Source organism: Stenotrophomonas sp. Sm2128, from assembly GCF_030985535.1.
Taxonomy (GTDB): domain Bacteria; phylum Pseudomonadota; class Gammaproteobacteria; order Xanthomonadales; family Xanthomonadaceae; genus Stenotrophomonas; species Stenotrophomonas maltophilia.
Genome location: NZ_JAPTFQ010000029.1, coordinates 1 through 24,383, shown reverse-complemented (window position 1 = coordinate 24,383; position 24,383 = coordinate 1). Strand labels below are relative to the sequence as shown.

The 24,383-nt window shown below is 66.9% G+C and carries 17 protein-coding genes and 1 pseudogene; 8 read left to right on the top strand and 10 right to left on the bottom strand.

The window, feature by feature from the left end; translation table 11 throughout:
- Both O0K41_RS10390 and O0K41_RS10385 read right to left on the bottom strand, forming a co-directional pair.
- Positions 1-618 carry an SGNH/GDSL hydrolase family protein gene (locus tag O0K41_RS10390; RefSeq protein ID WP_164221694.1) on the bottom strand — a complete coding sequence of 206 codons (618 nt, stop codon included), beginning with the start codon at positions 616-618 and terminating at the stop codon, positions 1-3.
- Positions 619-620: 2 nt separating this feature from the next.
- Positions 621-1,895, bottom strand: a complete 1,275-nt coding sequence (locus O0K41_RS10385; RefSeq protein WP_005414441.1) for a pyridoxal phosphate-dependent aminotransferase — start codon at positions 1,893-1,895, stop codon at positions 621-623.
- Between the two features lie 114 nt (positions 1,896-2,009).
- Between O0K41_RS10385 and rsgA the strand changes: the two genes are divergently transcribed.
- Positions 2,010-3,119, top strand: coding sequence for a ribosome small subunit-dependent GTPase A (rsgA, locus tag O0K41_RS10380; protein ID WP_032129866.1), 1,110 nt, complete (start codon positions 2,010-2,012; stop codon positions 3,117-3,119).
- A gap of 209 nt (positions 3,120-3,328) precedes the next feature.
- Complete coding sequence (locus O0K41_RS10375; protein WP_108270529.1) at positions 3,329-4,582, top strand: flavohemoglobin expression-modulating QEGLA motif protein; 1,254 nt, start codon at positions 3,329-3,331, stop codon at positions 4,580-4,582.
- Between the two features lie 430 nt (positions 4,583-5,012).
- On the opposite strand, the gene O0K41_RS10370 is transcribed toward O0K41_RS10375, so the two are convergent.
- The 6 genes from O0K41_RS10370 to O0K41_RS10345 form a co-directional block, all read right to left on the bottom strand.
- Positions 5,013-7,310: a TonB-dependent receptor gene (locus O0K41_RS10370; RefSeq protein ID WP_049396509.1), complete on the bottom strand. Its 2,298-nt coding sequence runs from the start codon at positions 7,308-7,310 to the stop codon at positions 5,013-5,015.
- A 160-nt stretch (positions 7,311-7,470) separates the two neighbouring features.
- Positions 7,471-8,013, bottom strand: a complete 543-nt coding sequence (locus tag O0K41_RS10365; RefSeq protein WP_049450563.1) for a hypothetical protein — start codon at positions 8,011-8,013, stop codon at positions 7,471-7,473.
- On the bottom strand, positions 7,988-8,608 hold the full coding sequence (locus O0K41_RS10360; RefSeq protein WP_308304500.1) for a hypothetical protein: 621 nt from the start codon (positions 8,606-8,608) through the stop codon (positions 7,988-7,990). Before O0K41_RS10360 ends, O0K41_RS10365 begins: the two co-directional genes overlap by 26 nt.
- Before the next feature lie 182 nt (positions 8,609-8,790).
- Entirely contained in the window at positions 8,791-9,531 is a 741-nt protein-coding gene (gene phbB, locus O0K41_RS10355; RefSeq protein ID WP_005414435.1) for an acetoacetyl-CoA reductase, read from the bottom strand.
- 24 nt (positions 9,532-9,555) lie between these two features.
- A complete protein-coding gene (locus O0K41_RS10350) occupies positions 9,556-10,884 on the bottom strand; it encodes a CitMHS family transporter (protein ID WP_012481220.1) in 1,329 nt (442 codons plus the stop codon).
- Between the two features lie 74 nt (positions 10,885-10,958).
- The gene (locus tag O0K41_RS10345) at positions 10,959-12,098 is read right to left on the bottom strand and encodes a porin (RefSeq protein WP_005410980.1); all 1,140 of its coding nucleotides are present in this window, start codon (positions 12,096-12,098) and stop codon (positions 10,959-10,961) included.
- A 242-nt stretch (positions 12,099-12,340) separates the two neighbouring features.
- Between O0K41_RS10345 and O0K41_RS10340 the strand changes: the two genes are divergently transcribed.
- Genes O0K41_RS10340 through O0K41_RS10325 form a run of 4 tightly spaced genes read left to right on the top strand, consistent with a single transcriptional unit; the run spans position 12,341 to position 16,145 of the window.
- The gene (locus O0K41_RS10340; RefSeq protein WP_019662067.1) at positions 12,341-13,030 is read left to right on the top strand and encodes a response regulator transcription factor; all 690 of its coding nucleotides are present in this window, start codon (positions 12,341-12,343) and stop codon (positions 13,028-13,030) included.
- Entirely contained in the window at positions 13,023-14,414 is a 1,392-nt protein-coding gene (locus tag O0K41_RS10335; RefSeq protein WP_164221687.1) for a sensor histidine kinase, read from the top strand. The genes O0K41_RS10340 and O0K41_RS10335 overlap by 8 nt, the downstream gene beginning before the upstream one ends.
- Entirely contained in the window at positions 14,411-15,466 is a 1,056-nt protein-coding gene (locus O0K41_RS10330) for an ABC transporter substrate-binding protein (RefSeq protein WP_164221685.1), read from the top strand. Before O0K41_RS10335 ends, O0K41_RS10330 begins: the two co-directional genes overlap by 4 nt.
- 28 nt (positions 15,467-15,494) lie before the next feature.
- On the top strand, positions 15,495-16,145 hold the full coding sequence (locus O0K41_RS10325) for a response regulator transcription factor (RefSeq protein ID WP_005414428.1): 651 nt from the start codon (positions 15,495-15,497) through the stop codon (positions 16,143-16,145).
- Here the strand turns inward: O0K41_RS10325 and O0K41_RS10320 are convergent.
- Both O0K41_RS10320 and O0K41_RS10315 read right to left on the bottom strand, forming a co-directional pair.
- Positions 16,092-18,713: pseudogene (locus tag O0K41_RS10320) on the bottom strand (PAS-domain containing protein); the annotation flags it as partial. The gene O0K41_RS10325 and the pseudogene O0K41_RS10320 overlap by 54 nt on opposite strands.
- Positions 18,714-18,779: 66 nt before the next feature.
- Positions 18,780-19,949 carry a porin gene (locus O0K41_RS10315; protein WP_005414426.1) on the bottom strand — a complete coding sequence of 390 codons (1,170 nt, stop codon included), beginning with the start codon at positions 19,947-19,949 and terminating at the stop codon, positions 18,780-18,782.
- Between the two features lie 332 nt (positions 19,950-20,281).
- On the opposite strand from O0K41_RS10315, the gene O0K41_RS10310 reads away from it, so the two are divergent.
- Positions 20,282-21,625, top strand: a complete 1,344-nt coding sequence (locus O0K41_RS10310) for a dicarboxylate/amino acid:cation symporter (RefSeq protein WP_005410972.1) — start codon at positions 20,282-20,284, stop codon at positions 21,623-21,625.
- A 230-nt stretch (positions 21,626-21,855) separates the two neighbouring features.
- Positions 21,856-24,147, top strand: a complete 2,292-nt coding sequence (locus tag O0K41_RS10305) for an NADP-dependent malic enzyme (protein WP_164221681.1) — start codon at positions 21,856-21,858, stop codon at positions 24,145-24,147.
- Positions 24,148-24,383 lie beyond the last annotated feature (236 nt).

Below are 24,383 nucleotides of genomic sequence, written 5' to 3'. Positions count from 1 at the left end.
TCAGTCCGTGCCGCCGAGCAGGTGCGCGGCCACCGGAAGGGCGCGTGCGCTCCACAGCGCGTACATCCGCGCCGAAGGGTGCAGGCCATCCTCGGCGATCATCGTCGGGTCTTCGCCCTGTGCGCGGCTGATATCGGTGATGTCGACGAAGGCCACGCCCTGCTGGGTGCTGATCACCTCGGCTGCCGCGTTGAACTCGTCGGTCTCGATCTCGATCGCGGCCAGGTCGCGGCCACTGCCTGCGCCGAACGGGGTCGCGCCCCAATCGGGGAAGGACAGCACCAGCACGCGTCCGGCATCACCGCCAGCGAAGCCGATCGCCCGCTGCAGAAGCACCAGGAACTGGCTGCGGTATTCGTCCAGCGGACGCCCGCGGTACTGGTTGTTGACGCCGATCAGCAGGCTGACGAAATCGAACGGCCCCTGCGGCGCAGCCGCATCGATGCCCGCATCGAGTTCGTCGGTGGTCCAGCCGGTGGTCGCAATGGTCTGCGGATCGGACAGCTCAATGCCCTGCGCACGCAGCGTGGCGGCCAGCTGGTGCGGCCAGCGGCCTTCGACTGCAACCGCTTCACCGATGGTGTACGAATCGCCCAGCGCCAGGTAGGACAGCGCCACGCTCAGGCCACCGAACGGCGCGGCTTCAGCGGCACGACCTTGGTCGCGTCCTCGGCACGCCGCGCCAGCACGCGGTCGATGCGCGCGAACACATCGCGCATCACCGAGGCCTCCGGCATCAGGGTCACGCGGAAATGATGGCGGTAGGGCACGTTGAAGCTCGAGCCCGGCACCACCAGCACGCCTTCGTTGTTCATCAGGTCCAGCGCGAAGTTGTGGTCGTCGAAGCCCTTCGCAGCGGCGCCGACCACGGCCGGGAACGCGTACAGCGCGCCGGCCGGTGCGACCAGCGACAGATGTTCGCTGGCTTCGCAGGCCTCGATGACCGCGCGGCGGGTTTCATACAGGCGGCCGCCCGGCGTGCACAGCTCGGAAATGGTGTCCGGACCGTTCACCGCGGCCTCGATGGCGTACTGGCCCGGCACGTTGGCGCACAGGCGCAGCGCGCCCAACAGGTCCAGTGCCGCGCGGAAGTCACCCAGGCGGGCATCGTCGCCGCTGAGGTGGGCCCAGCCCACGCGCCAGCCGCAGGCGCGGTGCACCTTGCTCAGGCCGCTGAAGGTCAGGCACGGATGATCACCGGCCAGCGGCGCGACCGGCTGGAACACCGCGTCGTCGTACAGGATCTGGTCGTAGATCTCGTCGACCAGCAGCAACAGGTTGTGGCGGCGTGCGATCTCGACCACGCGCTCCAGCAGTTCGCGCGGGTAGCTGGCGCCGCTGGGGTTGTTCGGATTGATCAGCACGATGGCGCGGGTGCGCGAGGACACCAGCGTCTCGATCTCGCTCGGGTCCGGCTGGAAGCCGTTCTCCGGTGCGCAGCGGTAGTACACCGGACGGCCATCGTTGAGGATGGTCGAGGCCGACCACAGCGGGTAGTCGGGCGAGGGCACCAGCACTTCATCGCCCGGGTTGAGCAGCGCACGCAGCGACAGGTCGATCAGCTCGCTGACGCCATTGCCGAGGAAGACACGGTCAGGGTGCGCATCGGGCGCGCCACGACGGGCGTAGTAGCTGGCGATGGCTTCGCGCGCCACCGGCAGGCCCTGCTGGTGCGTGTACGGGTCGGTGCGGCCCATGTCGTCAGCGATCGCACGCTGCAGGTGCTCCGGCGCGCGGAAGCCGAAAGCGCCCGGATTGCCGATGTTGAGCTTGATCAGCTTGCGGCCCTGCGCCTCCAGCTCCCGGGCTCGCCGCGCCAGTTCTCCGCGGATTTCGTAGCGCACCTCGGAAAGGCGCTCGCGGATGGCCAGGGGCTTGGGCGAGTTGGTGGACATGGGAGCTGGGCCGTCAAAAGGCATGGGGCTTCCATCCTACCGGAATTGCTGCAATGCATGGCAAGGGCGCCGGGCCCGTCATTGCTGGGCTGGCAGGGCGCCGGCACAGGTAGAATGGCGGCGATGACCCAGACCCCCGATTTCATCGCCCTGCAGACCATCGGCTGGCCCTGGCCGGGCCCGGCGCAGCAGGCCGACTGGCAGGCCGCGATGGCCGCACATCCGCAGGCCCGCCCGGCACGGGTGATCGAACAGCACCGCACCCACTACGTGGTGGCCGATGGCCCGGACGCGTCGATCAAGGCCGAGTCGCTGCCGGAATGGCAGCGCCCGCGCTTCCCCAGCCATGAACGGCCGGCGGTGGGTGACTGGGTGCTGCTCGATGGCATCCGCATCGTCGCGCTGCTGCCACGCCGCACCGCGATCAAGCGAGGCGCCGCCGGCGAGCATTACCACCAGCAGGTGATCGCAGCCAACATCGATACGGTGTTCATCGTCTGCGGCCTGGATGCCGACTTCAATCCGCGCCGCATCGAGCGTTACCTGCTGCTGGTCGGCGGTGGCGGTGCCGAGCCGGTGGTGGTGCTGACCAAGGCTGACCAGACCGAGTACAGCGAAGACGCGCTGGCGGTGCTGGAGGAGCTGGAGATGCAGGGCATCGCGCTGCATGCGATCAACGGCCTGGATGCCGACAGCGTGGCGGTGCTGCAGCCGTGGCTGGGCCCGGGCCGCACGGTGGTGCTGGTGGGCTCGTCCGGTGCCGGCAAATCCACGCTGACCAACACCCTGCTGGGCGAGCAGCGGATGAAGACCAACGCGGTGCGCGCCAACGATTCGCGCGGACGCCACACCACCACGCACCGCGCGCTGATGCCGCTGCCGACCGGCGCCTGCCTGATCGACACCCCCGGCATGCGCGAGCTGAAGCCGACCGGCGAAGAGACGCTGTCCGAAGGCGGCTTCGCCGATATCGAAGCGCTGGCCGCACAGTGCCGTTTCAACGACTGCAAGCACCAGCAGGAACCGGGCTGTGCCGTACGCGCAGCGATCGAAGCAGGTGAGATCGAAGAGAGCCGGCTGCTCAACTACTTCAAGCTGAAGGAAGAAGTGGCCGCCGCCGCCGCCAAGCTGGCGGTCCGCCAGGCCGAGACCGCGCAGGAGCGTGGCGGCAAGAAGGGCAAGGGCCAGCAGTTCCGCCCGGCCGGCAAGCCGCGTAGGCGCTGATCGGTACCGCGGGGTCGGATCCCATTGCACCGCAATGGGCGCTGACCCCTGCAATGACCCCGCCTCTGTCTGCTTCGGGCGGGTGCCAACTGCCCGCTCCTGATAGGTGCCAACCCTGGTTGGCACGGGTGTGTCCGAAGCCCGCCGTCGGCGGACGCCAACCAACGTTGGCACCTACCAAAGCAAGGGCAGGGCGCTATAGTCCGCGCATGGAACCGACTGCGACGCTGGACCGTGACGTGGCCCACCATGCAGCGCTCGATGCGCGCCTGGTCGAGGCCGTGGGAGGCATCCGCCTGCTGGGCCTGACCAGTTGGCCGGCAACGGTGCAGGCACCGTTTCTGGACAGCTTGGCACGTGGTCAGCCGGTGCTGCCGAAGGTGGATTACCCACGGCTGGACTTCAGCGAAGAACGTCGCGCGCTGGCCGCGATCGCCGCCGATTGCGACGACAGCCACCCACTGGGCCACTACGTGCGACAGTCGGCGCAGAGCTGGGACCTGGCCGCGCAGCTGCTGGAAGGGCTGGGCACCGCGGCGGTCGATACCTGTTCGGTGCAGCTGTTCGGCGCACCCGAGCAGCCGCTGCCGGGCAATGGCCCGAGCACGCGCGAAGCAGCGCGCCACTTCATCCAGATTGCCGCCGAACTGGACCACGAACTGCTGGCGCCGGAAGAGCAGGTGCCAGTGTCGGCCATCGCCCTGCAGCTGCAGCTGCAGAACGACCTGGATGCCTTCTTCGAATCGCGCATCATCCAGGTACAGCTCGACCCGGAACTGGTGTCCAAGGCGGCTGCCGGTCCGACCCGTATCCGACTGCGCACCAGTGCCCGCTTCAGTGCCTACGACCGCGCGCAGCTGTTCCACCACGAAGCGCTGGTGCATTCGCTGACCGCATTGAACGGCCGCGAACAGCCGGTGCTGCCGAGCCTGGCATTGTCCTCGCCACGGGTGACCGCCACCCAGGAAGGTCTGGCCACCTTCGCCGAGCAGATCACCGGCAGCATCGACATCGAGCGCCTCAAGCGCATCAGCCTGCGTACCGAAGCAATTGCGATGGCACGCGAAGGCGCCGATTTCATCGAAGTGTTCCGCTATTTCTGCGATGCGGGGCAGAACGCAGAGGAGAGTTTCGCCTCGGCACAGCGCGTGTTCCGCGGCGTGCCGCCGAGTGGCGGCCTGGCCTTCACCAAGGACACGGTGTACCTGCGCGGCCTGGTGTCGGTGCACACCTTCTTCCGCCACATGCTGGCCGAGGACCGCCTGCAGGTCTGTCGCTGGTTGTTCGCCGGCAAGATGAGCCTGACCGATGCGATCGCGTTCGCGCCGTTGTTCGAGGCGGGGGTGCTGAAGCCTCCGCGCTGGCTGCCGCACTGGGTGAGCCGGGCGAATGGCCTGGCCGGGATGCTGGCGTTCTCGCTGTTTGCCAACCGGATACGGATGGACCAGCTGGCGCCGGAATGAAATGCGTTGGCGGATCCTCCTGCGCCTGCCTGCTATCGGCTGGGAGGAGGCGGGGCACCCTGGTCAGGACACGCAAAAGCCCCTCCATGGTGCTCGATGGCGCCATCCATGGCGCCAACGGTCCTGACCAGGGTGCCCCGCCTCCTCCAGACAATTTCCTGCGGGCGCGGCAGCAGGTCCACCAGAGGGATTGCGCTTGAAAAGCAAAGAGCCGGGCATTGCCCGGCTCTTTGCTTTTGCTCTTGCTTTCCATTGCCTCCGCGCCGGCGCGGGGAACTGTCCAGCGGGGGTAGGCAGGCCCATGCAGGACCGTGAGGCGCATGGATGCGCCGATCGAGCCCCCATGGATGGGTTTACGGCGTGTCCTGCATGGGCCTGCCTACCCACGCCATGCAGGAACAATCAACGCGCTGCAGCGCCCGCTTTCGATTTAGAACTCCGCCGCCACCGTCATGAACAACTGCCGCGGTGCGCTCGCATGGATCGCATAACGCGTGCCCTTCGGATCAGTCGGTGCGAACGAACTCAGCTGGCCGGCATAGCGCTTGTTGGTCAGGTTGGTCGCATTCAACGACACCCGCACGTTGCGCAGGCCCAGGCCGGGGCCGAAGTCGTAGCCCGCACCGGCGTCGAAGGTGGTCACGCCCGGCACCGACTGGTCGTTGGTGTAGGTGTAGTAGCGCTTGCCGGTGTACTTGGCACGCAGGCTGGCGAAGAAACCGTCGCGGTTCCAGCTGATCTCACTGGAGGCCATGCGCTGCGGCGTATCCACCGTGATCTTGCCGGCCACCGGAACGATGGCGCCGCCCGAGGTGTAGTCATCCTCGTAGGTGGTCTTGTTCCAGGACAGCGCGTTGTACCACTGCAGGCCGTCGATCGGCTTGAGGATGAAGGTCAGTTCCGCGCCGTAGCTCTTCACCGAACCGACGTTGATGAAGCGCGTCACGCACTCCGGACGCGTGCCGACTTCGATGCTCGAGCACGGGTTCAACGACAGCAGGCGGTTGTCGAACTTCACGTTGTAACCCGCGATCGACGCCTGGTACTTCTCGCCGAAGGTACGGAAGCCGGCTTCCAGGCTCTTGGACTTCTCCGGCTCCAGGCCAGCGCTGGCCGCGAACGATTCCGGCGACACCTGCAGCGGGCCGCCGCTGCCACCGCCGACGAAGGCGGCGATGTTTTCGGCGTACGAGGCGAACAGCTCGTTGTTGGCGTTGAGCTTGAAGCCCAGGCCCACCTGCGGCAGCACCGATTCCTTGGCGGTCAGCGTGCCCGAGGCGATGCTGGTTTCCACGCCCGGCTGGGCGGTGGCACGCATGCGGGTGTTCGGGCTCTTGATGCCCACGTCCACGGTCAGGCGCTGGTCCAGGAAGCGCATGCGGTCCTGTACGTAGAACTGGCGCGTGCGGATGTCGAAGTCCTGGTTGAACAGCAGGCGATCAGGATTCTTCAGGTACAGGTCGTCCAGGAACGGGCCACTGATGTAGTAGAAGTTGCGCGAGACGTTGTGGTCGTTCTGCTCATACCACAGGCCGGCTTCCAGTTCGTGGATGCCCACCGTCCACGACAATGCGGCGGTCAGGCCATCGCGGTTGATCGTGTAGTTGGTGCTGCGGATCGAGATCGGCAGCATCCTGTCGGTGCCCGGGTAGGACGGCTGGCCCGGTGCCCACCAGTGGCCCTGGCCACGGTTGTCGTGGTGGTAGGCCAGCAGCTTCAGGCGGCCCTGCTCGCCCAGGCGCAGGTCGGCATCGACCGAATAGAGATTGTCGTCGCGCAATGCGCGGCTCTGGTAGTAGGCATCGTCGATGCTGTTGACGCCGCCGCTGAACTTGCAGCGTGCCTTGTTGTAGGTGCCCGGCGCGCAGTACGCAGCGGCGACGGCGCGATCCCAGTCCGGCGCGTAGATGTTCCAATCCCAGCCCAGGCCACGCGCCAGCATGTCCTTGGACAGGTAGGCGTAGTTGGCCTGGCTGGCGCGCGAGGTGGCCACGAACGCACCGAAGCGGTGGTCGCCGACATTCCACACTGCCTTGGCGTTGAACTGGCGGGTGGTCTGGTTCTGGTAGGGCGCGGCCCACATGTCCTGGTCCTGGTGCACGCCGGACACATAGGCTGAGAAGCCGTTGATGTCACCGGTATCCACGCGCAGGTAGCCACGGCGCTGGCTGTTGTCGCCGACGGTGACGCTGGCGCGGCCACCGAACTCGGTGGACGGGTCCATCGAGAAGTACTGGATGGTGCCGCCCAGGTTGCTGGTCGAGGCCACGCCCAGCGAACCGATGCCCTGCGACAGCTCGGCACCGGCCAGGTTCTCGGCGATGATCGCGCGGGCGATGCTCAGGCCGTTGTAGTTGCCGTAGCTGTTGTCGCCCAGCGGGATGCCGTCCAGCGTGTAGCCGAGGCGGCTCTTGTCGAAGCCGCGCAGGCTGATGGTCTGCGATTCTTCGTTGGCGCCGAAGGCATCGTTGGACTGCACCGACACGCCCGGCAGGCGGTCGAGGATCTTCTGGCCGCTGGTGCCCGGCGGCAGCACCTGCTTGTCGACGGTGGTGATGCGCTGCACCTGGCGGGTCTCGCCCTGGCCGATCACGGAGACGGTATCCAGCGTCTGCGCGCTCAGCGCGGCATCGGTGCTGGCGCCGGTATCGGCGGCGGTGGCGGCATGGGCGCTGGTGGCGGCGGAGAGCGCGATCGCCACGGCGATCGTCAGGTGTCGGGTCTGCATGGTGGTCCGTTGCATTGGGGGTGGTCACCGGCACGCGTGCGCGGTGCATGGCCACTATGCGAACGGAACATGAAACCTTCTTTACGGAAAACCAACGAACGGTGCAGGGCAGTGGTGCGTGTCCTGCAACATGTTCGTCATGGTGGTAGGCCGGTGGGAATCAGAAGCGCTCCCCAGGCCAGCTCAATTTGAGCTGGTCCATGCAGTCACGGTCATGTTCGGAGAATGAGAACCCGATCTGGATGCCGTTCACTACTGTGCCGAACACCGTCGACTCGTCCAGGCTATGCCCTGACGGCACGGAAAGGACATTGAAGTCGGGGTAGCGACGACCCATCTGCTTTCGCGAGATGCAGGCGCCGCTCAGCCGCAGCGTAATGCCTTTGATGATTCGCCCCGACGCGTCGGTGTAGATCTGGCCAGAGGGCCCCTTGATCCTCCCAGCGACCGCGAATGGCGCCAGATCGATGGTGGCGCTGTCGCCCCGGCCCATTCTTGCTTCCGAACGCGAGCCGGCCGGAGCCAGGGGTGACAGCTGCGCGACAAGGTCAGAGCGTGACAGCTGCAAGGACCAGCGCTCCACGAGCCGCCAGGTTGCATCCGCCTCTTCCGCAGTGGCAGCGGACGTGGCTGCTGTTGCAGAACCGGCAACCAACAGGCTCAGGATCAGAAGAAGTTCAGGGACGGGCTGCGATCGCTTCATCGTAGATTCTTCCGTAGAAGTCGTTGTAGTTCTCGCCGGTGGTTGAAGTTACGTTGTTGTCGCAGAACAGCTTACCTACCTGCCGGTCCAGGTCTTCACCGCCGGCATCGGCCTGTGCGATGAGGCCAGGACCGTTGGACGCAGCTACGCCGATGTCGTAGTACCCCAGGCTGGTCACCAGAAGCTCACTGCGCGCGGTGAGGTTGTTGAGTACCGCTTTCCCCTCCATGGTGCAGAAGTGCTGGATGAACGCACCTCGGGTGCTCAAGGGGATACCTTCGAAATACAGTGCGTGTCCCACTTCATGGGCAATGGCTGCGATCCGGAAGTAATAGCCTGCAATGTCGGAGGAATCGCAGTCGAAGGACTGGATGTAGACCCGGATGGGATCGCGATTGGTATAGGACGCGGGAGCCCAGGCGAAGGTCCACTCCGGATGGCCGGTGATCTGCGCGTCGAGCGTGGGCGCGCCTGGGATCAGCCAGTCGGGGCAGCCCAGGCCCGTGATCACCCGCATAGGCGGGGGCTCCGCGCGGGTCGGTGTCGCCAGCAGCGTAGTGGCGACCACGAGAAGCGCAATCAGCAATGCACGCATGCCAACCTCCTTGATCCGCGATTCCAGCCGTTCATCCATCGGGCTCGGCGAGCGCTGGCAGCTATAGCACCGGTTCTGCCGATGTATCGGGAAGTGCGTCTCAGAAATGCAGAAACAAAAGGGGCCGGATCACCTTCACAACTGAAGGTGATCCGGCCCCCGCGCACTCCGTGGGGGAGGGCTCAACCCATGTACAGGCCACCGTTGACCGCGTAGTCGGCACCGGTCACATACGAGGCTTCATCCGACGCCAGCCACGCGCACAGGCCGGCCACTTCCTCGGGGCGGCCCAGGCGGCGAACCGGCACCGAGGCAGCCAGCCGGTCCAGTACATCCGGCGGGAAACTGCTGATCGCCTGGCTGGCGATGTAGCCCGGCGACAGCGTGTTGACGGTGACCCCGCGCGACGCAACTTCGGCAGCCAGCGCACGGCTGAAGCCATGCATCGCGGCCTTGGCGGTAGCGTAGTTCACCTGGCCGATCTGGCCCTTGTGGGCACTGACCGAACCGATGTTGATGATGCGGCCCCAGCCCCGCGTGGCCATGCCGTCCACCACCTGCTTGGTCAGGTTGAACAGCGCGTTGAGGTTGGAGGCGATCACCGCGTTCCAGTCCTCCACCGTCATCTGCCGGAACAGCAGGTCGCGGCTGCCGCCGGAATTGTTGACCAGTACATCCACCTCGCCGACTTCGGCGCGGACCTTGGCGAACGCCGCGCTGGTCGAGGCCCAGTCCGTCGCGTTGCCTTCGGAGGCGATGAAGTCGAAGCCCTGTTCGCGCTGCTCGCGCAGCCAGTTGGCCTTGCGCGGCGAGTTCGGCGCGCAGCCGGCAACCACGGTGTGGCCGCTGCGGGCCAGGCTCTGGCAGATGGCAGTGCCGACACTGCCCATTCCACTGGTGACGTAAGCGATTCGAAGCGTCATTGCAGAAGGCTCCTTGGCAAAGGGTCAGGCGGCGAGGGGATACAGGCCGAACAGCAGGCTGCCGACCATCAGCAGCATCGAGATGGCGATGGCCCACTTCAGGGTGAACTTCTGGTGGTCGGCGAATTCGACCTTGGCCAGGCCCACCAGCAGGTAGGTGGACGGCACCAGCGGGCTGAGCAGGTGCACCGGCTGGCCGGCCAGCGAGGCGCGTGCCATTTCCACCGGGGTGATGCCGTAGTTGCCAGCGGCCTCGGACAGGATCGGCAGCACGCCGAAGTAGAACGCGTCGTTGGACATGAAGAAGGTGAACGGCATCGACGCCACCGCCGTGATCACCGCCAGGTACGGGCCCCACGATTCCGGAATCACCGCCAGGAAGCTGTGTGACATCGCTTCGACCATGCCGGTGTTGTTGAGGATGCCGGTGAAGATGCCCGCGGCGAAGATCAGCGACACCACCGACAGCACGTTGCCGGCATGGTTGACCACGCGGCGGCGCTGCTCGGCCAGGTTCGGATAGTTGATCACCAGGGCGATGGCGAAGCCGACCATGAACAGCACCGGCATCGGCAGCACGCCGATGATCAGCGCGGTCATCAGTGCCACGGTCAGCGCCAGGTTCACCCACAGCAGCTTCGGGCGCTTGATGTCTTCGGCGTCTTCCACGGTCGGCAGCGGGTTGCTGTCATCGGACACGCTGTTGTCCATCCAGCTGCCGCCCTTGGGCAGGGTCACCACGCCGAGGCGTCGGCGTTCCTTCAGGCCCAGGTACCAGGCCAGCAGCAGCACGCCGGCACAGGCGATCACCATCGACGGGATCAGCGGCACGAACACGTCGGCCGGGTCCACGTGCAGCGCGGTGGCCGCGCGTGCGGTCGGGCCGCCCCACGGGGTCAGGTTCATCACGCCGCCGGCAAGGATGGTCACGCACGTCATGTTCAGCGCGTTCATGCCCAGCCGCTGGTACAGCGGCAGCATCGCCGAGACGGTGATCATGTAGGTGGTCGAGCCATCGCCGTCGAGCGAGATCAGCATCGCCAGCACCGCGGTGCCAAGCACGATCTTCATCGGATCGCCCTTGACGAAGCGCAGGATCACCCGCACCAGCGGATCGAACAGGCCGGCGTCGATCATCACCCCGAAGTAGAGGATGGCGAACATCAGCATCACGCCGGTCGGCGCGATCTTCTTGATGCCCTCCAGCATCATCTCGTCGATGCCGGCACCGAAGCCACCGATCAGCGCGAACAGGATGGGAATGGTGATCAGGGCGACGAGCGGCGACAGGCGTTTGCTCATGATCAAGTACATGAACGTAATGACCATGCCAAAGCCGAGGATGCTCAGCATCATCTGCGGACTCCTTGCGAAAACAGGACGTGGGGAGTGGAAGGGGCCCGGGCGGAATGCCCGGAATGTCGGGCCTAGAAGTCGTACTGCAGGCGGCCGGTGACCGCGCGCGTGCGGTCCACCGTCACCCCGGCCAGGCGATCACGGTTGCGGCTTTCGATCACGTTGAGCATGAAGCGCAGGTTGTCGCGCAGGTACCAGTTGCCACCCAGCGTCCAGGCTTCGGTGCTGCCGCGACGCAGGTCCGGCGCACCGTCGAGATGCTGCGCGCCCCACATCTGGTCGTAGCGCAGCGCCACTTCGAAAGCACCGGCCTTGTGCCGGATGTCCTTCACCCGCGCGAATCGACCGGTCTTGCGGTCGTAGGCACGGCTTTCGCCGGTGACGAACCAGCTGAGCATGCCGTAGGCCGCCATTACATCGCCGCGCTGCGCGCCGTCGTCGAAGGTGGCGCCACTGAACTCGCCCTGCCACGACAGCGGGCCGCGCACCTGCGCGTATTCCAGCGACCACTTGTTGACGTCGGTATCGCGGCCGGCGGAGAAGTCGACCAGGGTCAGGCGGCTGTTGTCGGACAGATGGCCGGCCGGGCGCGGGCGGATGCGCAGGCCGGGCACGCCGTTGGCGCCGGGATTGTCGTAGGCCTCGCGGGCCAGCGACAGGCCCAGGTGCAGCACGTCGCCATCGCTGGGCGAGGGCGCCCAGGTGACGCGGCCACCGGCAGCGCGACCCTTCACCTGCCAGGCGTCGATGCTCTCCAGGCTGTAGAGGCTGGCCGCCCAGGTGAAGTCACCGGGGTTGGCCTGCCAGGACGCACCCAGGCGGTACAGCGGCGCCAGCGTGGTGCCGGCGTTGCCGCGCTCCAGGAAGCTGCCGTAGTTGGAGCTGGTACGGTCATCCAGCGAGAAGTACTGCTTGAACTGGCCCACGGTCAGCTTGCCGGCCTTGCCGAAGCTGCGTGCCAGGTACACGTCCTTGGCCTCGACGCGGTCGCCGGAGAAATCGGCTTCCAGCTTGTAGTCGACCACGAAGAACTTGCCGGACACGTCAACCCACGCACGGCGGATTTCGGTGTCGTCCTTGTTCGGGGTGCCCCGGTTGTCGTTGTCGAAGGTGGCGAAGTCCAGGTGCAGGCGACCACCGAGGGTGGCGGTGACCGGACGGTCGTCTTCGGCGGCGAAGGCCGGCGCCGACAGGGCAGCCAGCGCCATCATGGCGGCAGGGCGCCGCCAGGCAAACGTGAATTCCACAAACCCTCCCAGGTGCGCGCCAGGCGCGCGGCAGTCGTGGGCACCGGACGGTGCGCGGCCGCAGTCTGGGTCGCGCAGGCTGTCATCGTCCTGTCAACGGATTGTGCGGTGCAGCGTAAAGCGGCCCGCTGCCACCTCCGGGCGGGGCGCGGCGAGCGCGGCAGCGGCATGCGGTAGCATTCGTTTCCCTTCCCACCCCCGTGCCCATGCGCCTGCTGCTGGTCGAAGACAACCCGGATCTGGCCGATGCGATCATCCGCCGCATGCGCCGCAGTGGGCATGCCGTGGACTGGCAGGCCGATGGCCTGGCGGCGGCCAGCGTGCTGCGCTACCAGAGCTTCGACCTGGTGGTGCTGGATATCGGCCTGCCCAAGCTCGATGGCCTGCGCGTGCTGGCCGGCATGCGCGAGCGCGGCGACAGCACGCCAGTGCTGATGCTGACCGCGCGCGATGGCATCGAAGACCGCGTGCAGGCGCTGGATGTCGGCGCCGACGACTACCTGGGCAAACCGTTCGATTTCCGCGAGTTCGAAGCACGCTGCCGCGTGCTGCTGCGGCGTGCGCGTGGGCAGGCCAGCGAAGTGGTGCAGATCGGCGGCTTCCAGTTCGATAACGCCGCGCACCGGGTCAGCCTCGACGGTGAACCGATCGAACTGCCCAACCGCGAATATCGGTTGCTGGAGATCCTGGTCGGCCGCCTCGGCCAGGTGGTCGGCAAGGACGAAATCGGCAACGGCCTGTTCGGCTTCGACGACGAAGCCGGTCCGAATGCCATCGAACTGTATGTGGGTCGCCTGAGAAAGAAGCTGGCAGGCGCACCGCTGCGCATCACCACGGTGCGCGGCGTTGGCTACCTGCTGGAAGCCAGTGACGGCAGCGCCGACGCCGATGGCTGACGCGCGTACCGTGAATGCCGCACCGGGCTCGCTGCGGCGCACGTTGCTGCTCTATCTTGGCGCGTTGCTGGCGGTGTTCGCGGTGGCCCTGCTGTTTGCCGCGCGCGGCTATGGCCAGCGCGCCGCCAACCGTTCCTACGATCACCTTCTGGTGTCCTCGGCGTTGTCCATTGCCGATTCGGTGGCCCTGGTCGATGGCCAGTGGCAGGTCGATCTTCCCTATGCCGCGCTGGACCTGCTGGCGATGGCCCCGGAAGACCGTGTGTTCTATCGGGTCGCCGACAGTCGCGGCAACCTGATCACCGGCTACGGCGACCTGCCGGCGCCACCGCGCCGGCCCGGCACGCAACCGCAGCTGTTTGATGCGGCGTACAGCGGCGAGACCGTGCGCTTCGTGGTGGTCGGCCGCAGTTTCGCCGCCGCGTCGGCGCAGGGCGAGGTGCAGGTGCAGGTCGGCCAGACCCGGCGTGCACGTGAAGCGGTTGCGCAGGACATGGTCAACCGTGCATTGCTGGCGATCGGTGTGCTGTCCGGGCTGCTGCTGGCGCTGGTGGCCTTTGGCGTGCATCGCGCGTTCCGGCCATTGGTGCGGGTGGAACGCGAGCTGTCGCGCCGCGAGCCGTCCGATCTGAAACCGCTGGATGCGCGCGTGCCGCGCGAGATGGACCAGATGGTGGCGGCGTTGAACCGCTTCATGGAACGACTGTCCAGCAGCAACGAGACCTTGCGCGCGTTCATGGCCGAGGCCGCGCACCAGATGCGTACGCCGTTGGCTGCCCTGCGCGCGCAGGCACAGCTGGCGCTGGATGACGACGACCCCGAGGACATGCGGCGCAGCCTGCAGGCGATCGAACGCAATGCCACCCACATGAGCCGGTTGCTGAACCAGCTGCTCAGCGATGCCAGCGTGATCCATCGCTCGCATCTGCAGCGCTTTGCAGCGGTGGACCTGGCCGAGACCGTGCACCAGGCCCTGCATGAGGCACTGCCGCAGGCCGGCCCGGCACCGCGCGTACAACTGGCGATGACCGCCGAACCCGTGCAGGTGCACGGTGATGCGCTGCTGCTGCGCGAGGCGATCAAGAACCTGGTCGACAACGCACTCAAGTACGGCGGTGACGGTCCGTTGCAGATCGCATTGACCGTGGAAGGCGGGCAGGCCGTGCTGACCATCGCCGACCACGGTGCCGGCATCGCGGCCGCCGATGCCGAGCGCGTATTCGAGCGCTTCGCCCGTGGCGAAGGCGCGCCGTCCGGCGGCGCCGGGCTTGGCCTGGCCATCGTCAAGCGCGTGGTCGACAGCCATGGCGGTCGCATCGACCTCAGCAACCGTCCGCAGGGCGGGCTGGTCGCCACCATCCGCCTGCCCCGGAGCACTCCATGATCCGCCTGTTCGCTGCTGCCGTTGCCTTGCTGCTGGCCCTGCCGGTGCTTGCAGCACCGGGCGACGTGCGCCGCTTCCCGGCCCAGGCAAAGGCCACTGCGCAGCTGCGCATCCACGGCACCACCGACATCGAAGTGTTCGCGGTAGTGATTGCCGACTACCAGCGGCTGTACCCCGGCACTGAGGTGGTGTACGAGGACATCATCACCCAGGACCTGTACGCGCGGTACCTGCACGACCGCGGCGGACCGGCATCGCCGGACCTGCTGATCTCCAGCGGCATGGACCTGCAGACCAAGCTGGTCAACGACGGCCACGCGCTGCCGCATCGTTCGGCGCAGACCGCTGCGCTACCGGCCTGGGCGCAGTGGCGCAACGAGGCCTTCGGCATCAGCTACGAGCCGGTGGTGATGGTCTACAACACCCGCGCACTGCCGGCTGCGAAGGTGCCGCACACGCGTCGGCAACTGCTGGACCGGTTGCGCGCGGAGGGGGCACCGCTGCGCGGCAGGGTCGGTACCTATGACATCGAGCGCAGCAGTGTCGGCTACCTGTTGTCTACGCAGGATGCGCAGCGTGGCAGCATCGCCGGCGCGTTGCTGGGCGCGCTGGGCGACAACGATGTGGTGCGCGAGGAGCGCACCGGCGTGCTGCTGGACAAGGTCGCCAGCGGACAGCTGTCGCTGGTCTACAACGTGCTCGGCTCCTACGCGCAGGCGCGCATCGACGCGGGTGCGCCGCTGGCGATCGTGGAGCCCGAGGACTACACGCTGGTGGTGCTGCGTACCGCGGTGATTCCACGTACCGGCCCACACCCGGAAGAAGCCCGGCGCTTCCTCGACTACCTGTTGTCACCGCGTGGCCAGCAGGTGCTGTCGCGCGAGGCACGCCTGATGCCGATCGTGACCGGCAACGCACGTGGCGACGATGCGCCCGGCCGCAGCCGCCGTCCGATTCAGCTCGGCCCGGGCCTGTTGGTGTACCTGGACGCGCTCAAGCGCCGCCAGTTCCTGGACGCCTGGCGCAGCAGCGTGGAGCCGGCGGGGCGCTGAGGCTCCGGCCTGCCCGTACAATGGCGGCATGAGCGAATACACCATCCTGATCGCCGATGACCACCCGCTGCTGCGTTCGGCGGTGGTGCAGTCGTTGCGGCAGAGCCTGCCGCTGGCGCAGGTGCGCGAGGTCGCCAGCGCCGAGGCATTGGCCGAAGCGCTGGATGCCCACCCGGATGTGGACCTGGTGCTGCTGGACCTGACCATGCCCGGCGCGCACGGTTTCTCCGCGCTGCTGCACGTGCGCGGCTCGCATCCGGACATCCCGGTGGTGATCCTCTCGTCCAACGACCATCCGCGGGTGATCCGTCGTGCCCAGCAGTTCGGCGCGGCTGGTTTCATTCCAAAGTCTGCTCCGGCCGAGACCATCGGCGAGGCGGTGCAGGCGGTGCTCGATGGTGGCCTGTGGTTCCCGGCGATGGCCGCCGAACGCTCCGAGGCCGACGCACTGCTGGCCAGCCGCCTGGCCCAGCTGACCCCGCAGCAGTTCCGCGTGCTGCTGTGCCTGGCCGATGGCCTGCTCAACAAGCAGATCGCCTACACGCTGGGGTTGGCCGAGAACACGGTGAAGGTACATGTCACTGCGATCCTGAAGAAGCTCGAATGCCACAGCCGCACACAGGCAGCGGTACTGGTGAAGGCGCTGGAGCCTGAGGGCGACGCCGGCATCGGGTTGTAGTTTCCAGCCACGCTCGGCGGCCATCTCACGCAATCCCGCATCGCGCTCGGCGGTGACCAGCACCACCGGTGGGCGGGCCTGCCACAACTCGGCCAGCGTCTCGTACAGCACCGGCCCGTGGTGATCGCCCATGCGCACATCCAGCAGCACCAGTTCCGGCACCGCGCCTGTTGCCGCCAGCTGCAGCGCCGCCTGCGGGCCGTCGGCCAGCGCCACCTCGCAGCCCCAGCGCTCCAGCAGCGCGCGGCTGGCGGCGCAGACGTGCGGATCGTCGTCGATCACCCACACCCGGCGACCGCGCAGCGGATTGTCCGCGGCCGGTTCCTGCACCAGCACCGGCACAGGAGCAGTAGCGGGAATCGCGCTGGCTTCGCCGAACGCCACGCCCACCGCGAACACGCTGCCCTGGCCCAGCTGCGAGCGCAGGCGGATCGGGTGGCCGAGCAGCCGACCGATGCGGTCGACGATCGCCAGGCCAAGGCCGGCGCCGCGCTGCTGGCCGTCGTGCAGGCGGCGGAACTCCTCGAAGATCTCGCCCTGCAGCGCATCGGGAATGCCGGGGCCCTGGTCGTGAACTTCGATCCACAGCAGGCCTTCGCGGCGACGGCAGCCGAGCAGCACGCGGCCACGTTCGCTGTAGCGCAGTGCGTTGGACAGGAAGTTCTGCAGGATGCGGCGCAGCAGCACTTCATCGCTGACCACCACCGCAGCGGTATCGACCCAGTCGACCACCAGCCCACGCGACTGCGCGGCGATGCCGAACTCGCGTGCCAGCGTCTGCAGCAAAGGCCCGAGCCGGAACGCCTGTACGCGCGTGGGCAGGCTGCCCGATTCCAGGCGCGCGATATCCAGCAGGCTGTTGAGGATCGCATCCTGCGCGGCCAATGCAGCATCGATGTGGTCGCTGGTCTGTTGCTGCGCCGGGTCAATCAGCTTGCCGCGCAGCACCGAGACGAACATGCGCGCCGCGTTGAGGGGCTGCAGCAGGTCGTGCACGGCCGAGGCAACGAAACGGGTCTTGTAGCGGTTGGCCTGCTCGGCTTCGCGGCGTGCTTCTTCCAGATCATGGGTGCGCTCGGCGATGCGGTGCTCCAGCGCATCGGCCAACGAGCGCAGTTCGCGCGCGGCGTTCTTGTAGCTGGTGATGTCGGCATAGCTGGTGACGAAGCCGCCGTCAGGCAGCGGATTGCCACGGATCTCCAGCACCGTGCCGTCGTCCTTCTCGCTCTCGCGCATGTGCGGGCGGCCGCTGCGCAGGTGGTTCAGGCGACGCTCGATTGCTTCATCGACCGGGCCCGGACCGAGCAGGCCACGGCGTGCGTTGAAGCGGAACAGTTCCTCGATCGGCCGGCCGACGCGAACCAGGTCCTGTGGGAAACGGAACAGTTCCAGGTAGCGCGAGTTCCACGCGACCAGGCGCAGTTCGCGGTCGATCACCACCACGCCCTGCGGCAGGTGTTCGAGGCTGCGGCTGAGTCCGCTGTCGGCGTCGGTGGCCGCCTGCAGCAGGCCATCCTGTGCGGTGCGCAGTTCCTGTGCGTGCTGCTTGAGCAGGGTTTCCAGTTCGCGGCGGCTGCGCAGGCGATGCTTGGCCAGGCGTCGGCGCTGCTGCACGAACAGCACCAGGAAGCCCAGCGCCAGCCACGCGGCACCTCCGGTGAGGGCGGCCGCGCGACCGGCGGCGGTGGCGGCGCTGGCGTCGTGCAGCAGATGCAGGTTCCAGCCTTCGGCGGGCAGCGGCAGGCTTTGCCACAGCATCAGCTGCGGCAGTGCGGGATCGAGCAGGCGCACCATGCGGCCACCATCGGCAAGCACGTCTTCAGTACGCGCGCGCAATGGCTGCAACGCGCGGTCGGCGTATTGGCGGGCGTCCAGCATTTCGCGGCGCTCATCGGCGCCCAGCGGGCGCAGCAGGCGGTAGCGCCAGCTGTCACGGTTGGCCAGGAACACCACGTCATGGTCGTCGCTGGCCAGCACCACGTCCGGGCTGCTCAACCATTCCTGTTCCAGCGCCGACAGCTCGACCTTGATCACCACCACGCCGAGCCGCTTGCCGTCTTCCTCGATGGCCTGCGACAGGTAGTAGCCGGGTACGCCGGTGGTCATGCCGATGCCGTAGAAGCGGCCGCGGCCCTGCGCCAGTGCCTGCCGGTAGTAGGGGCGGTAGCTGTAGTTCTCGCCGACGTTGCTGGTCGGCTGGTCCCAGTTGCTGGCCGCCACTGCCACCCCGTCGTGGCCGACCAGGGTCAGGGTCGAGGCACGGGTGACTTCATTGGCGCGTTGCAGCTTGAGGTTCAGCCGCTGCTGTTCGGTGGGCGAGGGCGGCACACGCAGGGCGTGCAGCAGATCCGGATCCAGCGCCAGTACCTGCGGCAACGTGCCGAAGCGGTCGATGCGCTGCTGCAGGCCCTGGCCGTACAGCTGCAGCTGGCGTTGCACCTGGCTGCTTTCCTCGCCGAGGGCGCGCCGCCAGGCGTAGTGGCCGGCGGCGACCGCGCACAGCACGGTGCCTCCGACCATCACCAGGATGGTCAGCAACAGCATCCGGTGGCGGCTGAGCCAGTACATGGCGGCAGTCTACGCAGGGCCGGCGGGCGTGACGTGCACGCCCGCCGGGATCTGACGTGGAAGGGGTCAGAAGTGCATCTGCGCGCGCAGCTCGAAGATCTCCGGCGTGCTGTGCACACCACGACGGCTGGCGTCGACCTTCACGTAGTTGGCCTGGAACTTGAAGTGGCTGGTCAGGTACCAGTTCGCGCCCAGGGTCAGGTCGTGCTGGCGGCCACCAAGGATGCTGCCATCGTCCAGGTCCATGCGGCTGTAACGGGCCACCAGTTCCACCGCGCCGTAGTCGTGCGCCGGCTTGATGTTGGCCACGGCACCTGCGTTGTACGGGCGCGACTCGCCGGTCAGCACCCAGCTGGCCATCGCGTACTGGCCGCTGCCGGTGTAGTCGGGCTTGCCGTCATGGCGGGTGACCGTAGCGCGCAGGGCTTCGGCCTGCAGCGAGAACGGGCCGCGGATCCAGATGCCTTCCAGGCCGGTGCGGCGGATCTGGTCGGCGGTGACCAGGGCGCCGGAATCGACGTAGCGGATGTCGGTCAGGCCGGCTTCCGGGCGTGCGCGAAGGCGCGCGCTGGCCTCGTGGTGCACGTCACGGCCATCGCTGTAACCGCGCGGATTTTCCTGCGAGTAGGCCAGGCCCAGGTGGATCACGTCACCCGGCGCCTTCACCGGGGTCCACACCGCACGTACTGCCTGGGTGGTGCCGGGGTTGTCACCCTGCAGGTCCTTGCCGCCATAGGCGCCGGCCTGCAGCAGGTACTGCGGACGCTCCAGCACCCATTCCACGCCGGTGCGGCGGCCTTCGTAGAAGGCCTGCACGGGCAGCGCGGTTTCCAGGAAGCTGCCGGCGCGCGAAGAGGTGTTCGCATCCAGGCCGACCGGGGTCTTCATATAGCCGAAGCGGAAGCGACCGATGTCGCGACCGAAGAAGGCCTTGCTCTCGAAGCGCACGAACACGTCCAGCCAGGTATCGGACTGGAAGTCGTAGTAGACCATCGCGTCGTAGACGCCCTTCTTCTTCAGCGTCGCACCGAACTCCTTGCGGCGCACGGCGTCGTCGTCCTCCAGGCCGCTGCCCGAGGAGAAATCGTTGTAGTCGTAGGCGATGTTGGCGGTAGCGGCCAACTCGGTGCCGTCGCCGAAGGCGTACTTGGTCGGCCAGTTGTCGAAATCGGCAGCCGAAGCGAAGGCGGGAAGCGCGGCCAGCGACAGGGCCAGCAAGGTGGGAATCGGGCGCATGTTGGGTGCGGCTCTCTCAGATTGCGTGTGGACAGGACAACAACGGCCGCAGGGGCCGAAACTTTCGCAATGACGCGCCCGGCCGTTCAGCACGGGCCACCGGCCTCCCCAGGATCGGGCGGTGCGGCGCCAGTGTAGGCATCGCCGCCACCTGAACCGGGGGGCTAGTACCAATAGGTTATCTGCGCCGGCGTGCCCGGCGCGTACAAAGGCGTCCATTGGTCGCACCTCCTGCGCATACAGCACAGGGCCTGCGATCAGTTTCCACGGTAACGGTTCCCGTGCTGTCCCGGGGCCGTACGTGCCTGAAAACGCCCCTTCCGGAGTCCGCCATGCACATCCCGACCGCAGCCCCGGCGCCTGCAAAGCCGTTGCCGATCTATCGCCAGCTGTATTTCCAGGTGATCGTGGCGATCGTCCTGGGCGCCATCCTCGGCCACTACGAACCGCTGATCGGCGAGAAGATGAAGCCGCTCGGCGATGCCTTCATCAACCTGGTGAAGATGATCATCGCGCCGGTGATCTTCCTGACCATCGTCACCGGCATTGCCAGCATGACCCATCTGCGCACGGTGGGCCGGGTGTTCGCCAAGGCGATGGCGTACTTCCTGTTCTTCTCCACGCTGGCACTGATCGTCGGCATGATCGTGGCGCACGTGGTGCAGCCCGGCGCCGGCATGAACATCAACCCGGCCGAGCTGGACCAGACCGCGGTGCACAGCTACGTCGAGAAGTCGCACGACCTGACCCTGGTCGGCTTCCTGATGGACATCATTCCGAAGACGCTGGTGAGCGCCTTCGTCGACGGCAACATCCTGCAGGTGCTGTTCATCGCGGTGCTGTTCGGCATCGCGCTGGCCTCGGTGGGCGAGAAGGGCAAGCCGATCCTGAACTTCCTGGAGGCGCTGGTCGCCCCGGTATTCAAGCTGGTGCACATCCTGATGAAGGCCGCCCCGATCGGTGCCTTCGGCGCGATCGCCTTCACCATCGGCAAGTACGGCGTCGGTTCGCTGGTCAACCTGGCGTGGCTGGTGGGCTCGTTCTACCTCACCGCGTTCCTGTTCGTGGCGGTGATCCTCGGTGTGGTCTGCCGACTGTGCGGCTTCTCGGTGTTCAAGCTGGCGCGCTACCTGAAGGCCGAGCTGCTGCTGGTGCTGGGCACTTCCTCGTCGGAGTCGGCGCTGCCGTCGCTGATGGAGAAGATGGAACGCGCCGGTTGCAGCAAGTCGGTGGTGGGCCTGGTGGTCCCGACCGGCTACTCGTTCAACCTGGACGGCACCAACATCTACATGACCCTGGCGGCACTGTTCATTGCCCAGGCCACCAACACCGAACTGACCCTGGGCCACCAGATCGCCCTGCTGCTGGTTGCCATGCTCAGCTCCAAGGGTGCGGCCGGCGTCACCGGTGCCGGCTTCATCACCTTGGCCGCCACCCTTGCCGTGGTGCCGGAGGTACCGGTGGCCGGCATGGCGCTGATCCTGGGCGTGGACCGTTTCATGAGCGAATGCCGCTCGCTGACCAACTTCATCGGCAATGCGGTGGCCACCGTGGTGGTCTCGCGCTGGGAAGGCGCGCTGGACCGCAACCGCCTGCAGCTGGCGCTGGATGGCCGCGAAAGCGAGCTGCCGCCGCCGGTGGACGCACTGCCCGAGGCGCTGCCGGCCAAGGGCTGACCCAGGTGTGTGGTACCGCGGGGCCGATCACGACAGTGGTACGGCCCCGCGGCGTTTCAGGGCGTCCCATGGCTGTCATCGGGGGCGCCGATGCTGGCATCCCGGTACCGTCGCATACGGCACGGAATTGTGCAGTCGCAGCATGCCTGCGACAGGATAGCGACAGGTCCAGACGCTCCAACGGGGGTATCATCCCCTGTCCCTTCTGCCCATTCATGTAACCCACATCGATGTCCAACGAAGATTTCAAACAGGCCGCCCTCGATTACCACCGGATGTCCCCGCCGGGAAAGATCAAGGTTTCCGCTACCAAGCCCATGCTGACCCAGCGCGACCTGTCGCTGGCGTATTCGCCGGGCGTGGCGTACGCCTGTGAAGCGATCAAGGCCGACCCGCAGCAGGCCAGCGAGCTGACCGCCCGCGGCAACCTGGTGGCGGTGATCTCCAACGGCACCGCGGTGCTGGGCCTGGGCAACATCGGCGCGCTGGCCGGCAAGCCGGTGATGGAAGGCAAGGGCGTGCTGTTCCAGAAGTTCGCCGGCATCGATGTGTTCGACATCGAAGTGGATGAAACCGACCCGGACAAGCTGGTCGACATCATCGCCTCGCTGGAGCCGACCTTCGGCGGCATCAACCTGGAAGACATCAAGGCGCCGGAATGCTTCGTGGTCGAGCGCAAGCTGCGCGAGCGCATGAAGATCCCGGTGTTCCATGACGACCAGCACGGCACGGCGATCATCGTCGGTGCGGCCGTGCTCAATGCCATGGCGATCACCGGCAAGAAGATCGAGGACGTGAAGCTGGCGACCACGGGCATGGGCGCGGCCGGCATTTCCTGCGTGAACATGCTGGTGCAGCTGGGCCTGAAGCCGGAAAACATCCTGGCCTTCGACCGCGAGGGCGTGATCCACACCGGTCGTACCGACCTGGATCCGGAAAAGCAGCGCTATGCGCGCGACACCGACAAGCGCACCCTGGCCGAGATCGTCGACGGCGCGGACATCTTCCTGGGCCTGTCGGCACCGGGCATCCTGACCGCCGACATGGTCAAGACCATGGCGCCGGACCCGGTGATCTTCGCACTGGCCAACCCGACCCCGGAGATCATGCCGGAGGTGGCGCGCGCCGCGCGTCCGGACGCGATCATCGGCACCGGCCGTTCGGACTACCCGAACCAGGTCAACAACGTGCTGTGCTTCCCCTACCTGTTCCGCGGTGCGCTGGACGTGGGTGCGACCGCGATCAACGAGGAAATGAAGATCGCCTGCGTGCGTGCCATCGCGGCGCTGGCCCGTCGTGCGGCCACCGACATGGGCTCGGCCTATGGTGGCGAGACGCCGAGCTTTGGCCGTGAATACCTGATCCCGCGCCCGTTCGACCGCCGCCTGCTGGTGGAGTTGTCGGCCGCCGTGGCCCAGGCCGCGATGGGCTCGGGCGTGGCCTCGCGCCCGATCGAGGACATGGGCGCCTACCGTGACAAGCTGGCCCAGTTCGTCTACCGCACCAGCCTGATGATGAAGCCGGTCTACGACCGCGCGCGCAGCGACAAGCAGCGCGTGGTGTACGCCGAAGGTGAAGAGGAAGTGGTGCTGCAGGCGGTGCAGAACGTGGTCGACGACGGCCTGGCACACCCGATCCTGATCGGCCGCCCGGAAGTGATCGAATCGCGCATCGAGCGCCTCGGCCTGCGCCTGAAGATCGGCGAGAACGTTGAAGTCACCAACATCAACGACGACCCGCGCTTCAACGAATACTGGCAGTACTACCACGGCCTGACCGGCCGTCGTGGCGTGACCGTGGCCGCGGCGAAGAACCTGATGCGTTCGCGCCCGACCCTGATCGCGGCGGTGATGGTGGCCCGTGGCGAAGCCGATGCGATGCTGACCGGCATCGTCGGCCGCTTCCACAAGAAGCTGGGCTACGTGCGCAGCGTGCTGCCGCTGGAGCCGAAGGTCACCTCGACCTCTGCGATGACAGGCGTGATCAACCAGCAGGGCGTGTTCTTCTTCGTCGATACCCACGTGCAGGAAGACCCGACCGCCGAGCAGCTGTGCGAAGCGACCCTGCAGGCGGCCTACCGCATGAAGCTGTTCGGCATCGAGCCGAAGGTGGCGCTGCTGTCGCACTCCAACTTCGGCAGCCACGATTCCAAGGACGCGCTGAAGATGCGCCAGGTGCGCGAGCTGCTGCTCAAGCGCAACCCGCGTCTGAACGTGGACGGTGAAATGCAGGGCGACACCGCATGGGATGAAGCGCTGCGCCAGAAGCTGCTGCCGGGCTCGACCCTGCAGGGTCGCGCCAACCTGTTCGTGCTGCCGAACCTGGAAGCGGCCAACATCGCCTACAACCTGGTGCGTGTGTTCACCGACGGCGTGGCGATCGGCCCGATCCTGATGGGCGTGAACAAGCCGGTGCACATCCTGACCACCAGCGCGACCTCGCGCAGGATCCTGAACATGACCGCGATTGCAGCGGTGGATGCGCAGATCAGGAAGCAGCTGGAAGCGGAAAAGAAGGCGTAAGCCTTCTTTCCGGCGACAGCTGCAGAAACGCGCCCTCCGGGGCGCGTTTTTGTTTCCGCAAAGCGGAAACGGGTAGAGTCGACTGTTAGTCGACTGCTCTTGATTCGGACGCCGAAAATCCCGCGCGATCGCGCGATAGTCGACTAACAGTCGACTCTACCGGTCCCGATGCCGGTCCCGATGCCGGTCCCGATGCCGGTCCCGATGCCGGTCCCGATGCCGGTCCCGATGCCGGT